Source organism: Pseudomonas migulae (assembly GCF_043225285.1).
Lineage (GTDB): Bacteria > Pseudomonadota > Gammaproteobacteria > Pseudomonadales > Pseudomonadaceae > Aquipseudomonas > Aquipseudomonas migulae_C.
The window spans coordinates 3,595,750-3,612,214 of the sequence record NZ_CP171224.1 but is presented as its reverse complement, the minus strand read 5'-3'; the positions used below and the strand labels follow the sequence as shown (position 1 = coordinate 3,612,214).

The 16,465-nt window shown below is 57.6% G+C and carries 14 protein-coding genes and 1 other RNA gene; 10 read left to right on the top strand and 5 right to left on the bottom strand.

The annotated features are described in order from the left end of the window. A complete protein-coding gene (locus ACF6ZU_RS16550) occupies positions 1-1,404 on the bottom strand; it encodes a sodium-dependent transporter (RefSeq protein ID WP_392885227.1) in 1,404 nt (467 codons plus the stop codon). Between the two features lie 118 nt (positions 1,405-1,522). On the opposite strand from ACF6ZU_RS16550, the gene smpB reads away from it, so the two are divergent. Then, complete coding sequence (gene smpB, locus ACF6ZU_RS16545; RefSeq protein WP_008029800.1) at positions 1,523-2,005, top strand: SsrA-binding protein SmpB; 483 nt, start codon at positions 1,523-1,525, stop codon at positions 2,003-2,005. A gap of 129 nt (positions 2,006-2,134) precedes the next feature. On the opposite strand, the gene ACF6ZU_RS16540 is transcribed toward smpB, so the two are convergent. Next, on the bottom strand, positions 2,135-2,902 hold the full coding sequence (locus ACF6ZU_RS16540) for a GntR family transcriptional regulator (RefSeq protein WP_392885226.1): 768 nt from the start codon (positions 2,900-2,902) through the stop codon (positions 2,135-2,137). A gap of 262 nt (positions 2,903-3,164) precedes the next feature. Here ACF6ZU_RS16540 and ACF6ZU_RS16535 point away from each other — a divergent pair, with 262 nt between their 5' ends. The 8 genes from ACF6ZU_RS16535 to ssrA all read left to right on the top strand — a co-directional run bounded on the left by ACF6ZU_RS16535 (position 3,165) and on the right by ssrA (position 12,156). After that, a complete protein-coding gene (locus ACF6ZU_RS16535; RefSeq protein ID WP_392885225.1) occupies positions 3,165-4,859 on the top strand; it encodes a lactate permease LctP family transporter in 1,695 nt (564 codons plus the stop codon). A gap of 151 nt (positions 4,860-5,010) precedes the next feature. Continuing rightward, positions 5,011-5,835, top strand: coding sequence for a (Fe-S)-binding protein (locus ACF6ZU_RS16530; RefSeq protein ID WP_392885224.1), 825 nt, complete (start codon positions 5,011-5,013; stop codon positions 5,833-5,835). Then, positions 5,832-7,286 carry a LutB/LldF family L-lactate oxidation iron-sulfur protein gene (locus ACF6ZU_RS16525; protein ID WP_392885223.1) on the top strand — a complete coding sequence of 485 codons (1,455 nt, stop codon included), beginning with the start codon at positions 5,832-5,834 and terminating at the stop codon, positions 7,284-7,286. Before ACF6ZU_RS16530 ends, ACF6ZU_RS16525 begins: the two co-directional genes overlap by 4 nt. Beyond that, a complete protein-coding gene (locus ACF6ZU_RS16520) occupies positions 7,286-7,957 on the top strand; it encodes a lactate utilization protein C (RefSeq protein ID WP_392885222.1) in 672 nt (223 codons plus the stop codon). Before ACF6ZU_RS16525 ends, ACF6ZU_RS16520 begins: the two co-directional genes overlap by 1 nt. Further along, complete coding sequence (locus tag ACF6ZU_RS16515) at positions 7,954-10,764, top strand: FAD-binding and (Fe-S)-binding domain-containing protein (protein ID WP_392885221.1); 2,811 nt, start codon at positions 7,954-7,956, stop codon at positions 10,762-10,764. The genes ACF6ZU_RS16520 and ACF6ZU_RS16515 overlap by 4 nt, the downstream gene beginning before the upstream one ends. A 130-nt stretch (positions 10,765-10,894) precedes the next feature. Then, complete coding sequence (locus ACF6ZU_RS16510; protein ID WP_392885220.1) at positions 10,895-11,167, top strand: hypothetical protein; 273 nt, start codon at positions 10,895-10,897, stop codon at positions 11,165-11,167. Between the two features lie 238 nt (positions 11,168-11,405). Continuing rightward, the gene (locus tag ACF6ZU_RS16505; RefSeq protein ID WP_392885219.1) at positions 11,406-11,660 is read left to right on the top strand and encodes a hypothetical protein; all 255 of its coding nucleotides are present in this window, start codon (positions 11,406-11,408) and stop codon (positions 11,658-11,660) included. Positions 11,661-11,762: 102 nt separating this feature from the next. Continuing rightward, positions 11,763-12,156: a transfer-messenger RNA gene (gene ssrA / locus ACF6ZU_RS16500) on the top strand. A 465-nt stretch (positions 12,157-12,621) separates the two neighbouring features. Here ssrA and ACF6ZU_RS16495 read toward each other — a convergent pair. Then, complete coding sequence (locus ACF6ZU_RS16495; RefSeq protein WP_392885218.1) at positions 12,622-13,827, bottom strand: glycosyltransferase family 4 protein; 1,206 nt, start codon at positions 13,825-13,827, stop codon at positions 12,622-12,624. Between the two features lie 470 nt (positions 13,828-14,297). On the opposite strand from ACF6ZU_RS16495, the gene ACF6ZU_RS16490 reads away from it, so the two are divergent. Then, positions 14,298-14,843, top strand: coding sequence for a hypothetical protein (locus ACF6ZU_RS16490; protein WP_392885217.1), 546 nt, complete (start codon positions 14,298-14,300; stop codon positions 14,841-14,843). Between the two features lie 103 nt (positions 14,844-14,946). Here ACF6ZU_RS16490 and ACF6ZU_RS16485 read toward each other — a convergent pair whose 3' ends face one another. Both ACF6ZU_RS16485 and ACF6ZU_RS16480 read right to left on the bottom strand, forming a co-directional pair. Further along, on the bottom strand, positions 14,947-15,369 hold the full coding sequence (locus ACF6ZU_RS16485; protein WP_392885216.1) for an organic hydroperoxide resistance protein: 423 nt from the start codon (positions 15,367-15,369) through the stop codon (positions 14,947-14,949). A gap of 33 nt (positions 15,370-15,402) precedes the next feature. Next, on the bottom strand, positions 15,403-16,338 hold the full coding sequence (locus ACF6ZU_RS16480; RefSeq protein WP_392885215.1) for an enoyl-CoA hydratase/isomerase family protein: 936 nt from the start codon (positions 16,336-16,338) through the stop codon (positions 15,403-15,405). Between the last annotated feature and the right edge of the window lie 127 nt (positions 16,339-16,465).

Below are 16,465 nucleotides of genomic sequence, written 5' to 3'. Positions count from 1 at the left end.
TCACTTCCACAGCTGGGCGGCAAACACTACAAGAATGCCGATGGGCGCCACATAGCGCATCAAAAACAGGGTCAGAGTGAACAGCACAGGGCTGCGGATCGACAATTCGTCGCGCACCGCTTCACGCCCCATCACCCAGCCCGCAAACACCACGAAACACAAACCACCGAGTGGCAACATGATCCGCGAGGTGAAGAAATCGATTACACCAAAGAAATCCAGGCCGCCGCTCGCACCCCATTGATAGAGGTGGAACATGCCGCCTTCGTTCACGAAAAATCTGGCGTCCTTCCAGATATTGAAGGAAAACACCGTACCCAGCCCGACAAACCAGCAAATGAACGCCAACCAGAACGTCACCCAGGCGCGACTGACTTTAGTGCGCTCAACCAGATAAGCCACCATCGGCTCCAGCAACGAAATCGCCGAACTCCACGCCGCAATGGCCACCAGCACGAAGAACACTACGCCCATCAACTGACCGAACGCCACGTTACCAAAGGCAAATGGCAGGCTGACGAACATCAAGCCGGGGCCTTCGCTCGGGTTCAAGCCAGCAGCGAAAACGATGGGGAACAACGCCAGGCCGGCCACGAGGGAAACAAAGGTGTCGAGCAACGCGACACCGACCACGGTGCCTGAAATCGACGACTCCTTCGGCATGTAAGCGCCGTAGATCATGATCGAGCCCACACCCACGCTCAACGAAAAGAACGCGTGCCCCATGGCCGGCAGCAGGCCGTCGAGGACCTTTTCCGGATGGAAGTCGAACATGAAATGGACGCCCGCCATGAAATGCCCGGTGGTCATGCTGTAGCCCAGCAGCACCAGAATCATGACAAACAGCAACGGCATCATGATGCGTAAGCTGCGTTCAAGCCCGGCGACGACGCCCTTGGCGATCACAAGGGCGGACAGCAGCATGAAAATCGTATGCCAAAGTGTCAGGCGCCATGGATCTGCGATCACCTTGCCGAAGTACGCACCGACCTGATCGGGTGTTACCCCCTGGAAGTCGCCACGCCCCATATCAATGATGTAGTCCAGCGACCAGCCACCGACAACGCTATAGAAAGACAGAATCAACAGCGCCGTGATCATCCCGGCGAAGGCGCCCCAGGACCACTTGCCCGAATGCCCCGCCTCCAGCGCCAGCACCTTCAAGGCGTTCGCCGGACTTTGCCGGGCGCGCCGGCCGATCAGGGTCTCAGCCAGCATGACCGGCACACCGATCAGCGCGATACAGGCCAGGAACATCAACACGAAGGCGCCGCCACCATAGACGCCAACCATGTACGGAAACTTCCAGATGCTTCCCAGGCCCACGGCCGAACCGGTCGCGGCGAGGATGAAGACCCAGCGGCTGGCCCAACTGCCGTGGACAGAAACCTTGTCTGTCGACATCGTTACCACGTCCAAGCATTGCAAAAAGAGCGCGCATTGTCCGGGATTCAATCAACCTGCTCAAGCACGCAGCATCACCGTAGCCGACTTGCTTGCAACTCCCTATAATGCCGCCCCTATGGCTAAACAGAAGAAACACCCAACAGGGACCATCGCGCAGAATAAAAAGGCGCGACACGATTACTTCATCGAACATCGGTTCGAGGCTGGTCTGGTCCTGGCCGGCTGGGAAGTAAAAAGTCTGCGGGCAAGCAAGCTGCAACTGGTCGACAGTTACGTGCTGCTCAAGGATGGCGAGGCCTGGCTGCTGGGCAGCCACATCACGCCCCTGACGACCGCCAGCACTCACGTGATTGCCGATCCGACCCGGACCCGCAAATTGCTGCTCAACCGCCGCGAGCTGGAAAAGCTGGCCGCCGCCGTGCAGCAAAAGGGTTACGCCTGCGTGTGCCTGTCCTGGTACTGGAGCAAGCACATGGTCAAGTGTGAAATCGCGCTGGGCAAGGGCAAGAAGGAATACGACAAGCGTGATACCGAACGCGAGCGCGACGCCGGTCGCGAATTGCAGCGTGCGGTGCGCAACAAGGGCAAGGAAGAGTAATTCTCTTTCTGCTTCAGACCGCTTTCGCGAGCAGGCTCGCTCCTACATTTGTTTTGTGTCGTTCACAAATCCAGTGTAGGAGCGAGCCTGCTCGCGATGGCGATCGCAAAATCACCCAAAACCAACTGACTACATCCCCTTGCGCCGCTCCGCCCGAGCCATGCGCTGCACTTCCTGACGCACCTCTTCCAGAACCTCCTGCACATACAGAATATGTCTGCTGGATATTTCCCGCGCCTGTTCCGCCCTTCCTTCAATAATCGCCATGTATAACTCCCGATGCTGCGTGATCAGCATGTCGCGGGTTTCGGTACGCTGCTTGTACATGCCACCGATGTTGGTCACCACGTTACGCTTGAGCAAATCGAACAGTCCGCGAATGGTGTGCAGCAACACCGCATTGTGACTGGCTTCAGCGATGGCCAGGTGGAATTTCGCGTCCGCCGCGCCCTCTTCCGCGCGGCTCACTTCATCGTGCCGCGTGTAGCAGTCCTGCAACTCGTTGAAAGCTATCGTCAGCCGCTCGCGATCGACGTCCGTGGCGCGCAACGCCGCGTAATAGGCACAGGACGCTTCCAGGGTATGACGAAACTCCAGCAGGTCGCGCTGGGCTTCGGGGTTGCTTTCCAGCAGATGAAGCAGCGGATCACTGAAGGTCGTGCCCAGTGATTCCACCACATAGTTGCCACCCCCCTGGCGACTGACCAGCAAGCCCTTGGCCGCCAGTTTCTGAATCGCTTCGCGCAACGAAGGGCGTGACACACCGAACTGCTCGGCCAATGCGCGCTCGGCCGGCAAACGCTCACCCGCCTTCAGCGTGCCCTCAAGGATCATCCCCTCAAGCTGCTCGACAATATCGTCAGACAAACGGCGCTGACGAATTTGATCAAACCCCATAACTCAATTCTCCACGATCCCGACGGCTCGCCGGGCTCTCTATTCTGGCCTATCGGTGCAGTGCCAGCACCTACCGGGCGGCATTTGTTCGAGCGGATCAAGCGCTCGCCAGAACGCTTATTCGACAAAAGTTTTAGGGCGGCAAATTGACACACCGCCTACAAGGCTTTTACCCTAGCGAACAGCGATTGTAAATTGGTATTACCAATTATCCAAGAACGCTGATCAGTGCCTGACCAACAACAATTAGGGGCCACCCCATATGCAAACCTGGCAACAGCTCTATACCCCGCTCGGCAGCCTCGGCCTATCTGCGCTCGCCGCCGTCATTCCCATCGTGTTTTTCTTTCTCGCGTTGGCCGTGTTCCGACTCAAGGGGCACGTAGCCGGCAGCATCACGCTGGCCTTGTCGATTGCGGTCGCAATTTTCGCTTTCCAGATGCCGGTCGACATGGCCTTCGCCGCCGCCGGGTATGGCTTCGCCTACGGCCTGTGGCCGATCGCGTGGATCATCGTGGCCGCGGTTTTCCTCTACAAACTGACGGTCAAGAGTGGTCAGTTCGAGGTCATCCGCAGCTCCGTCCTGTCGATCACCGACGACCAGCGTTTGCAGGTGCTGTTGATCGGTTTCTGCTTCGGCGCATTCCTTGAAGGTGCCGCCGGTTTCGGCGCACCGGTTGCGATCACCGCCGCACTGCTTGTAGGACTGGGCTTCAACCCGCTGTACGCCGCAGGCCTGTGCCTGATCGCCAACACCGCACCGGTGGCGTTCGGCGCCTTGGGCATTCCGATCATCGTCGCCGGGCAAGTGACCGGCATCGACGCCTTCAAGATTGGCGCAATGACCGGCCGCCAACTGCCGCTGCTGTCGCTGTTCGTGCCGTTCTGGCTGGTGTTCATGATGGACGGCCTGCGCGGCGTTCGGGAAACCTGGCCGGCAGCACTGGTGGCCGGCTTGAGCTTTGCCGTTACCCAATACTTCACGTCGAACTTCATCGGCCCGGAACTGCCGGACATCACCTCGGCCTTGGCCAGCCTGATTTCCCTGACGCTGTTCCTGAAAGTCTGGCAGCCGAAACGTGCCGCAGGCCAACACATCGCCGGTGCTGTCTCGGCATCCGTGGTGACCGCCAGCGCCGGTGGCTTCGGTCAGCCGCGCACCACGGTGGCGTCGCCTTACAGCCTCGGTGAAATTTTCAAAGCCTGGTCCCCGTTCCTGATCCTGACCGTCCTGGTCACCATCTGGACCCTGAAACCGTTCAAGGCGATGTTCGCCGCCGGCGGTTCGATGTACAGCTGGGTATTCAACTTCGCGATCCCGCACCTGGATCAAATGGTGATCAAGGTCGCGCCGATCGTGACCGCTCCGACCGCCATTCCGGCGGTGTTCAAGCTCGACCCGATTTCCGCGACCGGTACGGCGATTTTCTTCTCGGCGCTGATCTCGATGCTGGTACTGAAGATCAATGTCAAAACTGGTCTGACCACTTTGAAAGAGACCTTCTACGAGCTGCGCTGGCCGATTCTGTCCATCGGCATGGTGCTGGCGTTTGCCTTCGTCACCAACTACTCGGGCATGTCGTCGACCATGGCGTTGGTACTGGCCGGCACCGGCGCGGCCTTCCCGTTCTTCTCGCCGTTCCTCGGCTGGCTGGGCGTGTTCCTGACCGGTTCCGACACTTCGTCCAACGCGCTGTTCAGTTCGCTGCAGGCGACAACCGCACACCAGATCGGCGTAAACGACACCTTGCTGGTGGCGGCGAATACCAGCGGTGGCGTGACCGGCAAGATGATCTCGCCGCAATCGATCGCCGTGGCCTGCGCCGCGACAGGCCTGGTGGGCAAGGAATCGGACCTGTTCCGCTTCACCCTCAAGCACAGCCTGTTCTTCGCAACGATTGTCGGCTTGATCACGCTGGCCCAGGCCTACTGGTTCACCGGCATGTTGGTGCACTGAGTACTACAGGACTGATCGCAAAAACCGACGCCGGACCACGATTCCGGCGTCAGCTATTCACAACCCGGTCTGTAAGGCTGCTGAAAGATTCCCTCTCTATATTCAGCGGCCTCAGCGGACGGATAACCGGGCCCACCCGGAGACACGCCTGATGAGCGAGCTTTTTTACAACGCCGTGCCGAACGCGACCCGCGTTGCCCCGCCACTGCCCAAGCCTCGGCAATACCCCAGCGAAAAACCGGCCCGGGTGTATCTGTTCGGGACCTGTGTGGTGGATTTGTTCTACCCGGAAGCGGGGATGGACGCGATTCACTTGCTGGAACGAGAAGGTATCCGTGTCGAGTATCCGCAAGGGCAAAGCTGCTGCGGACAACCGGCCTACACCTCCGGCTACACCGATCAGGCCCGGACCGTAGCGCGCTCGCAGTTGGCGCTATTCGCCGGAGACTATCCGGTGGTGGTGCCATCGGGATCCTGTGCCGGCATGTTGCGCGAACACTACGCCGACTTGTTCAAGGACGAGCCAGAAACGTTGAAACAGGTTCAGGCCCTGGCGGCCCGGACCTACGAGTTGGCCGAGTTCCTGCTGTTCGTCTGCAAAGTGCAGCTCAAGGACAGTGGCGAACCGGTCAAAGTGGCGTTGCACACGTCGTGTTCGGCACGTCGTGAAATGAACACCCACCTGCACGGCCGTGAGTTGTTGGCGCAGCTGGGCAACGTGGAACGAGTCGATCACAGCCACGAAAGCGAGTGCTGTGGCTTCGGTGGGACTTTCAGCGTCCGTATGCCAGACATTTCCGGCGCGATGGTGGCTGACAAGACCCGCTCGTTGAAGGAATCCGGTGCGCATCAGGTACTCAGTGCCGACTGCGGTTGCCTGATGAACATCAACGGCTCGCTGGAAAAACAGAAGGAAGCGCTGCGTGGCCAACACCTCGCGAGTTTCCTCTGGCAGCGAACCGGAGGTGTTCAATGAACGCTTCCGCGATTATTCCTACGGTTGCCGTAGACGAAGATTTCCGCAGCCGCGCTCACAAGGCGCTGGATGACAAGCAACTGCGAAACAACTTTCGCACTGCGATGGATTCACTGATGACAAAACGGGCAACGTCCTTTAGCGATGCCCATGAAAGAGAACATCTGCGCGCGCTGGGCAATGCCGTCCGCGCCCGTGCTTTATCGAAGTTGCCCGACCTGCTCGAGCAACTTGAACAGAACCTGACCCGCAACGGTGTGACAGTGCACTGGGCGGAAACGGTGGACGAGGCCAATGGCATCGTCCTCTCGATCATCCGCGCTCACGAGGGGCGGCAAGTGATCAAGGGCAAATCGATGGTCAGCGAAGAAATGGAGATGAATCATTTCCTCGCTGATCGGGGCATTGAATGCCTGGAATCGGACATGGGCGAGTACATCGTCCAGCTCGACCACGAGAAGCCTTCACACATTATTATGCCGGCGATCCACAAGAATGCCGGTCAGGTCGCGTCCTTGTTCCACGACAAACTTGGCGTGGAATACACCAAGGACGTTGACCAACTCATTCAGATCGGTCGCAAGGTCTTGCGGCAGAAATTCTTCGAAGCGGACATCGGCGTCTCCGGCGTCAACTTCGCCGTGGCCGAAACCGGCACCCTGCTGCTGGTGGAAAACGAAGGCAACGGGCGCATGACCACCACGGTCCCGCCAGTGCACATCGCCGTCACCGGCATCGAAAAAGTCGTGGAAAACCTGCGTGACGTGGTGCCGCTGTTGTCGCTGCTGACCCGCTCTGCCCTGGGCCAGCCGATCACCACCTACGTCAACATGATCTCCGGCCCACGCAAGGATCACGAACTCGACGGCCCTCAGGAAGTGCACCTGGTGCTGCTGGACAATGGTCGCAGCCAGGCTTTTGCCGACAGCGAATTGCGCCAGACCCTGAACTGCATTCGCTGCGGCGCCTGTATGAATCATTGCCCGGTCTACACTCGAATCGGCGGCCACGCCTATGGGGAGGTTTACCCAGGGCCTATCGGAAAAATCATCACCCCGCATATGGTCGGTCTGGCAAATGTTCCGGATCACCCGAGCGCATCGTCGTTGTGCGGCGCGTGCGGTGAAGTCTGCCCGGTAAAAATTCCTATCCCGGCATTGCTGCGTCGCCTACGGGAAGAGAACGTCAAAGCACCAGATAGTCCACATCAGGTGATGCGCGGCCAGGGCAGCAAGTATTCGCGCAAGGAGCGATTTATCTGGAATGCCTGGGCCCGGCTCAACAGCTCACCGACGCTGTATCGTCTGTTTGGCTTCTTCGCAACGCGGTTGCGCGCCCTCGCACCGAGCAACGTCGGCCCATGGACGCAAAACCACAGCGCCCCGAAACCCGCCGCCCGCTCACTGCACGACATGGCCCGCGAGCATCTGGCCAAACAGGGAGACCGTTGATGAGCGCCAAGCAAAACATCCTCGCCAAGTTACGGAAAAGTCTGACCGGCACCACGCCGGTGCCCGACGAGTTCGACGTCGAACTGGTGACAGCGCCTTACACCTACGCCCCCGAGCAACGCATTCAGCAACTGCGCAAACTGATGGAAGCGGTGCACACCGAAATTCATCTGACATCCGGCGAAGGCTGGCCTTCCTTACTTGCCCAGTTGCTGCGGGATCGCCAACTGCCGAGCCTGCTGATCGCTCCTTCAACACCTCACGGTCAACGCGTCACTCAGCACTGGGAGAAAAATCCAGGGCTGCCAGCGCTCAAATCCTACGACCGTCCGGTTGAGGAGTGGAAAGCCGAGTTGTTCAACGACACCCCCGCCAGCCTGACCACCACCCTCGGCGCAATCGCCGCGACAGGAAGTCTGATTCTCTGGCCAACGCGGGAAGAACCGCGCTTGATGAGCCTGGTGCCGCCGGTGCATTTCGCCTTGCTCAAGGCCAGTGAAATCCGCGACAACTTCTATCAGGTGCAGCAGGAATTCAATTGGGCACAGGGCATGCCGACCAACGCGCTATTGGTGTCCGGTCCGTCGAAAACCGCGGACATCGAGCAAGTTCTGGCCTACGGCGCTCACGGTCCGAAAGACCTGGTGGTTTTGATCCTGGAGGACCAATGAGTCTACCGGCGGCTTTCCTGCGAGATGCGCAACAACTGATCCCTCAAGAGCGGCGCTTCGACGATCCGCTGTCGACCCTGGCCTTCGGCACCGATGCCAGTTTCTACCGGCTGATTCCGAAACTGGTGATCCGCGTTGAGTCCGAAGATGAAGTGGTGGCGCTACTCGGCCTGGCGCAACGGGACCGAGTCCCGGTGACCTTCCGCGCCGCCGGCACCAGCCTGTCCGGCCAGGCGATCAGTGATTCGGTGCTGATCGTGCTGGGGGATAACTGGAACGGGCGCGAGATCCGCGGCCAAGGCACGCAGATCCGCTTGCAACCAGGGGTGATCGGCGCCCAGGCGAACGCCTGGCTGGCACCGTTCGGGCGCAAGATCGGTCCGGACCCGGCGTCGATCAACGCCTGCAAAATCGGCGGTATCGTCGCCAACAATGCCAGCGGCATGTGCTGCGGTACGGCCCAGAACACCTATCACACACTGGCCGGCATTCGCCTGGTACTGGCCGACGGCAGTCGTCTGGACACTGAAGATGCCGCCAGTGTCGCGGCGTTTCGCGAAAGCCACGCAGCACTGCTTGAACGCCTGGCGACATTGGGCCGCGAGACCCGCGCTAATGCCGAACTGGCTGCAAGAATCCGCCACAAATATCGTCTGAAAAATACCACTGGCCTGTCGCTCAATGCGCTGGTGGATTTCGACGAGCCTGTGGATATCTTGAGCCACTTGCTGGTGGGCTCCGAAGGCACGCTCGGGTTCATCAGTGCCGTGACTTACGACACCGTGATCGACCACCCGAACAAGGCGTCGGCGCTGATCGTGTTCCCGGACGTGGAGACCTGCTGCAACGCCGTCACCGTGCTGAAAAGCCAGCCGGTGTCAGCCGTGGAACTGCTGGACCGGCGCAGTCTGCGCTCGGTGCAGGACAAACCGGGCATGCCGGGTTTCGTACAACATCTGTCGAACAATGCCTGTGCACTGTTGATCGAATCCCGCGCCGCAACGTCCACTTTGCTGCACGAACAACTGGCGCAAATCATGGCTTCGCTCAGCGGTTTCCCTGTGGAGAAGCAAGTCGACTTCACCGAGGACCCGTTGGAAAACGCGCGCCTCTGGGCCATCCGCAAGGACACCTTCCCCGCCGTCGGCGCGGTGCGCAAAACCGGCACCACGGTGATCATCGAGGACGTGACGTTCCCGGTGGAACAACTGGCGATTGGCGTGAACCGCCTGATCGAGCTGTTCGACAAACATCACTACGACGAAGCGATACTTTTCGGACACGCCCTGGAAGGCAATCTGCACTTCGTCTTCACCCAAGGCTTCAACAACCCGGAAGAAGTCGCACGCTACCAGGCGTTCATGGACGACGTGGCGCAGTTGGTCGCGGTGGAGTTCGGTGGCTCGCTGAAGGCTGAACACGGCACGGGGCGCAACATGGCGCCCTTCGTCGAACTGGAATGGGGCAGCGACGCCTATCAGTTGATGTGGCAGCTCAAGCGCCTGCTCGACCCCAATGGCATTCTCAATCCGGACGTGGTGCTCAGCGACGATCCACAGATCCATCTCAAGCATCTGAAGCCCTTGCCGGCCGCCGACGAGATTGTGGACAAGTGCATCGAGTGCGGCTTCTGCGAGCCGGTCTGCCCGTCGAAAGGCCTGACCTTGAGCCCGCGCCAGCGCATCGTGATCTGGCGTGACATTCAGGCGAAGAAACGCGCAGGCGTGGACACCGCCGAACTGGAAGCCGCTTACGATTACCAGGGCATCGACACCTGCGCAGCCACAGGATTGTGCGCCCAGCGTTGTCCTGTAGGAATCAACACCGGCGAGCTGGTGAAAAAGCTCCGCGGCCGTAAGGCGACGCACACGAAAACAGCCAACTGGCTTGAAGGAAATTTCGCCACCGCACTGCAAGGTGCACGCTTCACCCTGCACGTGGCCAACGGTGCGCGGATGCTGCTCGGCGCGCCACGCCTGGCGAAACTGTCGGCGACGCTGACCAAGCTATCCAAAGGCCAGGTCCCGCAATGGACCAACGCCATGCCGCAGCCGGAAAAAGCGATACGCTTCAGCCCGACCGTGACGGACGCGCGTCCGCGCGTGGTCTATCTGGCGGCCTGCGTCTCGCGGGTGATGGGGCCGGCGGCCGGTGATAAAGAGCAGATGTCGCTCTATGACAAAACCCGTGGGCTGCTGGAAAAAGCCGGTTACCAAGTGGTCTTTCCGGACAATCAGGACAGCCTCTGCTGCGGTCAGCCCTTCGCATCCAAAGGCTACGCCGAGCAGGCTGAACACAAGCGCCAGGAACTGATCGGCGCGTTGCTGCATGCCAGTCGTGGCGGGCTCGATCCGATTTATTGCGACACCAGTCCCTGCACCTTGCGCCTGGTTCAGGACCTGGGTGATGTTCGCCTGGACCTGTACGACCCGGTGCGTTTCATTCGTACGCACTTGATGGATCGGCTTGAATTCACGCAGCAGGAAGCCCCCATTGCCGTGCATGTCACGTGCAGCACCCAGCACCTCGGGGAAAGTCAGGCGCTGATCGATCTGGCCCGAAAATGCAGCAAGAACGTGGTCATTCCCGAAGGCATTCATTGCTGCGGCTTTGCCGGCGACAAAGGCTTTACCACACCGGAGTTGAACGCCCATTCGCTGCGCACGCTCAAGGATGCGGTGCAACAGTGCAGCGAGGGGATTTCTACCAGTCGCACCTGTGAGATCGGTCTGACGCAACACGGCGGAATTGACTACCACGGGCTGGTCTATCTGGTGGACCGGGTGACACGGTCGAGGGCGATCTGAAGAAAAATAGAACCCTGACGCGCCGACGTAGTCCACAGATTAAGCCCGGACATTGCCGGGCCTTACCCAACCTCGGCAGCCCGTCCTGATGGCCAGCGAATGCCTGGACCCTCAGTTCAAGGAGATACACATGAAACGTTCTGTACTGTTAGGTCTGTTCGTTACTGTCTCACTGATGGCGTCCACCTCGTTTGCCGCTGAAGACCTCTGTGCGGTCAACATTAAAACCATCGAAAATGCCAAGGCACAGACTCCTCCGGAGATGTCTGATCAGGTAATGGACAGCGTCCAGAAAGCCAAAGCCGATCAGGCAAAAGGCACCAAGGAAGGGACTGACGACTGCATCGCCGAAACAGAACAAACCATCAAGCAAATCAAGGACGCGAATAAAGGCGGGAAGTAAGCCAGCCTTCGGAGGCGCTCAGGATTACTCGCCCCGATACAAAGCAAACAAAACCCGCCAAGTGCGGGTTTTGTTGCCTCTGAGGTTTGCTCCTGCATGAACCTTTTTTCCATCTCCTTTGGGTAAAAAGCGAATTCCTGCGGTCTTTTAAGTAGGGCCGATCAATCGGCGCTTTTTCGACCTTGGCCGAGCCGCCCGACCCTATGGAAATACCGAGCCCCCTTACAAGGAAATATCCATGAAACGTACCGCGATCGCTGGTTTGTTCATGTCTGCTGCAATGTTGGCCTCTCCTGTATTTGCAGCGGACAACGACCTGTGTACGAGCAAGCTGCAAGAGCTCAAGGCCAAAGTGAATGCACTGCCGGCAACTCCCGACAACACGACGATGGAGATCAAGAGACTGCTGGCCAGCGCCGAAGCATCAAAAGCCGCCGGGGATGACAAAAAATGCGTCACCGAGGCCACCCAAGGATTGTCACTGGCGCATTGAGCGAAGATCTCCCCCGGCCAAGCTTCGGGTTGGCCTTCTGACGCGCGTTGGCGTACACTGCGCAGGCTTGTTGCTCACTTGGATTCACAGAGCAACAAGCTCGGGGCCGTTTAGGATTCGACGCCGGTTGCGAAACTTTAGGTGCATGCCGAGTTGGTAACAGAACTCGTAAATCCACTGTTGCAACTTCTTATAGTTGCCAATGACGAAACCTACGGGGAATACGCTCTCGCTGCGTAAGCAGCCTTAGCCCTTCCCTTCTGGTACCTTCGGGTCCAGCAATCATCAGGGGATGTCTGTAAACCCAAAGTGATTGTCATATAGAACAGAATCGCCGTGCAGTACGTTGTGGACGAAGCGGCTAAAACTTACACAACTCGCCCAAAGCACCCTGCCCGTCGGGTCGCTGAGGGTTAACTTAATAGACACGGCTACGCATGTAGTACCGACAGCGGAGTACTGGCGGACGGGGGTTCAAATCCCCCCGGCTCCACCAAATACCCAAGAAGCCCGCCCCGCGCGGGCTTTCTTGTGTCTGGGCATCCATAAATGAAACCGCACAGCATTCTGTCCTGCGGATGCCTCCCCAAAGCAGTGAAAAGCGAAGCCGGCAACTGCGGCGCCATCTGATGACAAAAACCATGGAAATGATCGAGGATGGGGGGGGGGTGAGCATGAACCCGCCGCCCGAGGCTTGGCGTGGAGTGAAATCTGGCGGAATGAGGAAAGGCATGACCGTACTTCCTGTACGTCTACCTCGACCGCGCAAGGGCTTTATTTGAAGCGGGATTTTCGTTTATAAGCGAATGAGCACTGTTAGTTGGAAAGTTATCCACCTATCACGGTTCAGGTAACGATCTGGACTTTCGCCCCCTGACTCACCAGCTCCCTGCTAGGTAGATGTCTTTTGTGGGCTACGTGCAAAACTTTGGAACCGCCAGCAAACACCCCAGAGTCAAGTTCATGGAGTGTTGACGTACTTCAGCCCTTCTTTAAGGAACAGTTCCCTGTCCTGATGCATCTGCAAATGAGTTTTTCCAGCCGCATACTCAAGGCCAGCCAGCCCCATCTCAAGGGAAAGCCGCGGATTCCGCGCCACATGACTAATGACCTCTGCCAGGCTGGATGAATTGCCTGTTTCAAAGGTAAACGCATTGTCTTTGTTCGTGATGTCCTTGATACCGGACGTGTCTGAACCAATAACAGGAACCCCTTGGCTAAAAGCATCAAAAATAACCCTGGGCTGCTCCTGCTTTAACGTCGGAATTAACAGCCAGTCATATTGAGCAACCATCTCAAAGAACTTGTCGCCATAATCAACAGGCTGTTGAAATTCGACACGGACGCCTCCGTAACTATGCTTTGCGAACTGCTCGCACTCCTCTTTCAACTCACCGGAGCCCATGATGGTAATGCTCACGTTTATATCGGCGGCTTGCAGTTCTTTGATGGCGGCAAGCACGACCAATACGCCCTTATCCGCTATGAGCCGCGACGGGAACAGTATTTTGACCACGCGATCAGTCTTGCTTTCAAATCTGCGTTCGACCATTTCACGGGTTGCCGCATTACCTTTATCGACCCAAGTTGCAGGGTTTATGAAGGTTCGACTCCTTTCATCCCCCAAAAAATACTTTCGGTAAAAGGACTGAGTAAATATTCTTACATCCGCCAGTTTTACACAGCGCGTCAACAGTACCTTGTTAACGTAATGCTCAATAACTTTTCTAAATGTCCGCTTTTCACCTTGCCCCAGCATCCAGAAAGATGACTCAATAACGATAACCCAGCGAAAAGACATGAACGGCTTAAGTGCCAACAAATAGAAAGACAAGGGAAAGGCCCATCCGCCCCCGTCAGAATGAACAACTTTTGCTTTCTGACAGGCTTTTCTAACCACGCTGAAATTGGGTATCAGATTTTTTAAAATGGAACCAAGCCCATGATCCACTTTTAATTCAAAAATCCACTTTATCCCGATGTCGGTAATATTGACCAAGCCTTCTGAGTCGTTGTTTTTTTCAACCGGGCAGCAGATTCCGAAATTCTCGATATAGTTTAAATGCAACTTTAAATCTTTTGCCCACAGAGGGTCAGTAAACACCTGACCATTATCATGTTTGATGATAGGTATCCTGATAAACAGGATATATGGCTCAACTATCATACCGCCCCTCTCTTTTTGATTTTCTAACTTTTGCCAGGCGACCGTTTTTTTCAGTAAAAAAGCGAAACCAAACGTAGCATAGTACTCTGTTAGATTTGGTTACACTCTAAATTCTCTTGATCTTAGCCGAAGAAAGCGCGCCAGGTGTCCGGATAAAGCACGTCATCAGGAAAAAAATGATCCATCGGCTGAGTGTGTAAAACGCCAGGTCGGGTTTTATATATTGACGCCAGGAAACCGTGTTCAAGCTGCTCAAAACCGATCAAGGCCGCAACGTTTTGGGGTCGTGTCGAAATGCAATTCCGCGTCAAGCCTGACGCCCTGCGAGCCAACCGATAAGTTTGGTGCCGCGTCATTTTCCCATTAGCATTGCTCGCTCGCAGCTCACTCACCCTCGAATCCCGATCAGGCACAGCGTGAAAGGCTTGAGCGGGCCAAGACACCCCATTCTTTCCGGATATGGACATTCAATGAAAATCACAAAACTGTTGATCTCCCTTTCATGCTTCGCGGCCGTATCGCTTCTGAGCGGTTGCGCAGCGTCCGTCAAAAGCGGCGGCAATGGAACACTGGCCATCCAGGAATCGGCAAAGCAAAACCTGGTGGTCAATTTCAAAGGGAACAGCAAGGTTCAGCAGAATGAGGACTGGCCCCTTTTACAGCGGGACTGGAATGAGGCCCTGCAAGCAGAGGCCACCCGTGCAGGCTACGGCCTTACAGAGGTTCAGTCCTTGAGTTCGGGTAACAAGGAGGGTGTCGGCATCACCATCAATGTAAGCAACTTTCGATACCTCACGCCAGGCGCACGCTATGGCGCCGGCATCATGGTGGGCAACGCCTGGGTCAATTCAAGCGCAGACTTTTCAGACTTGAAATCGGGGAGCCTGATAGGAACCCGCACCTATGACACGTCTTCATCGGCGTGGGAAGGCGCCATGTCGGCCATGACCAAAAAACAGGTTCAGGCCATCGCGCAGCAAATCATCAGCGACATCAAGAACGCAAAGCCGCAGTAATCCAGCACCAATCCGTCCTCGCAGGAGGATCGCAACCAAGCCGTAAAGCATCGAGCCATCGAAGCTTCACGGCTTTTTTGTTGCCTGGATTTTTACCCGGCGATCAAACGACCTTCAACTCCACCGCCACATGCCCCCGCGTCATCCGCGAATACGGGCAGATTTCATGCGCAGCATCGGCCAACTCTCGTTTCACCCGGTCCTCCAGACCAGGAATGTTAACGTTCAAACGAACCGCCAATTGAAACTCCCCAGCCTTGGTTTTGCCCAGATCCACCTCGGCATCCACCGACGTGTCCTCTGGCAACTTGATTTTCAGTTGCCCGGCAGCCACCTGGATCGCACCGATAAAACAGGCCGAATAGCCAAGCGCGAACAACTGTTCCGGATTGGTGCCCGGCTTGCCTGAACCCGGGGAGCTGAATTTCACATCCAGCTCGCCATCGCTGGACTTGCCGGTGCCCGTGCGGCCGCCGACGGTGTGGGTTTTTGCGGTGTACAGAACGGTTTCCAATGCAGTGCTCATGAGGGTAACTCCTGATTGACGGTGGGTTGTTGATCAGTCGCCGAGGGTGCCGGTGTAATGCGCCAGGCGCTTTTCCACATCCGCATTCTTCTGCAAGCCAAGCTCCATCAACTGCTTGATCCGTTGCTGCGCGGCCGGACGTTTTACCGAGCCGATGAACCCGTCCCATTCGGCGGCGATAGCTTCATTGGGCGGCAGGCTGGAGGCATCTACCAGGCGCTTGATTTCAGCGATTGATTGTTTGTCGAACCGGGCAATGCGGCGGGCCATGGTGTCGACAAAGGCATCGAGTTCAGCGTCCGGCAACGCACGGTTGACGTAGCCATACCGCTCGGCGAGTTCGCCATCGATGTCGTTGCCGGTCAGCAGCACTTCCAGCGCGCGCCCACGCCCCATCAGCCGCGGCAGTCGGGCCATGGGGCCGCCACCCGGTACGAGTGCGGCACCGATTTCCCATTGCGAGAGAATGGCTTTTTCACGACTGGCGAAGCGCATGTCGCTGGCCAGTGAAAGCTCGCTGCCGACACCGGTGGCGCGACCGCGGATCGACACGATCGAAACCACCGGCGCCTTGCTCAGTCGCACCAGCATGTCGGGCAGCGGCGGCAGCCCGGTGGGGCCGTTGGGCAGGCTTGTCGTGTCCGTCAACGGCGGCACGAAGTCATAGTGGGTCAAGAAAAAATCCGGAACGTCGCTGTCGAACACCACGACCTTCACCTTCGGATCGGTTTCGAGCGCGGTGACGACTTCATTCAGTTGCGGCATGGTTTCCGGGCCGTAGATGTTGTACGGCGGGTTGTGGAAGGTGACACGCCAGTATTCGGGCGTGACGCGGGTGATTTTGATCTCCTGCTTGGTCGTTTGGCTGGTGGGTTTGGCGGTGGTGGACGAGGCCTCACCGGCGGATGCTAGACTGGCGGTCGCCATCCCGGCGATCATCAGGGCAGCACTCAGCAACTGTAGTTTCATGAGAATCTCCAGAGCGATATCGAAAGACAGGTGTCGGAGATATCGCCAGGAGTCGACTGGCTGTGGGGGCGGGAGACGGCTTGAGCGATCGAGAGGCACTCGAGTCAAGTGGTGGCCCGGAACGAAT

Excerpts from the sequence above, each read along its gene's own strand:
- ACF6ZU_RS16535 (WP_392885225.1), top strand. The coding sequence starts at position 3,165 with ATGCAAACCTGGCAACAGCTCTATACCCCGCTCGGCAGCCTCGGCCTA.
- ACF6ZU_RS16480 (WP_392885215.1), bottom strand. The coding sequence starts at position 16,338 with ATGAAACTACAGTTGCTGAGTGCTGCCCTGATGATCGCCGGGATGGCG.
- ACF6ZU_RS16495 (WP_392885218.1), bottom strand. The coding sequence starts at position 13,827 with ATGATAGTTGAGCCATATATCCTGTTTATCAGGATACCTATCATCAAA.
- smpB (WP_008029800.1), top strand. The coding sequence starts at position 1,523 with ATGGCTAAACAGAAGAAACACCCAACAGGGACCATCGCGCAGAATAAA.
- ACF6ZU_RS16550 (WP_392885227.1), bottom strand. The coding sequence starts at position 1,404 with ATGTCGACAGACAAGGTTTCTGTCCACGGCAGTTGGGCCAGCCGCTGG.
- ACF6ZU_RS16510 (WP_392885220.1), top strand. The coding sequence starts at position 10,895 with ATGAAACGTTCTGTACTGTTAGGTCTGTTCGTTACTGTCTCACTGATG.
- ACF6ZU_RS16505 (WP_392885219.1), top strand. The coding sequence starts at position 11,406 with ATGAAACGTACCGCGATCGCTGGTTTGTTCATGTCTGCTGCAATGTTG.
- ACF6ZU_RS16520 (WP_392885222.1), top strand. The coding sequence starts at position 7,286 with ATGAGCGCCAAGCAAAACATCCTCGCCAAGTTACGGAAAAGTCTGACC.
- ACF6ZU_RS16530 (WP_392885224.1), top strand. The coding sequence starts at position 5,011 with ATGAGCGAGCTTTTTTACAACGCCGTGCCGAACGCGACCCGCGTTGCC.
- ACF6ZU_RS16490 (WP_392885217.1), top strand. The coding sequence starts at position 14,298 with ATGAAAATCACAAAACTGTTGATCTCCCTTTCATGCTTCGCGGCCGTA.
- ACF6ZU_RS16485 (WP_392885216.1), bottom strand. The coding sequence starts at position 15,369 with ATGAGCACTGCATTGGAAACCGTTCTGTACACCGCAAAAACCCACACC.
- ACF6ZU_RS16525 (WP_392885223.1), top strand. The coding sequence starts at position 5,832 with ATGAACGCTTCCGCGATTATTCCTACGGTTGCCGTAGACGAAGATTTC.
- ACF6ZU_RS16515 (WP_392885221.1), top strand. The coding sequence starts at position 7,954 with ATGAGTCTACCGGCGGCTTTCCTGCGAGATGCGCAACAACTGATCCCT.
- ACF6ZU_RS16540 (WP_392885226.1), bottom strand. The coding sequence starts at position 2,902 with ATGGGGTTTGATCAAATTCGTCAGCGCCGTTTGTCTGACGATATTGTC.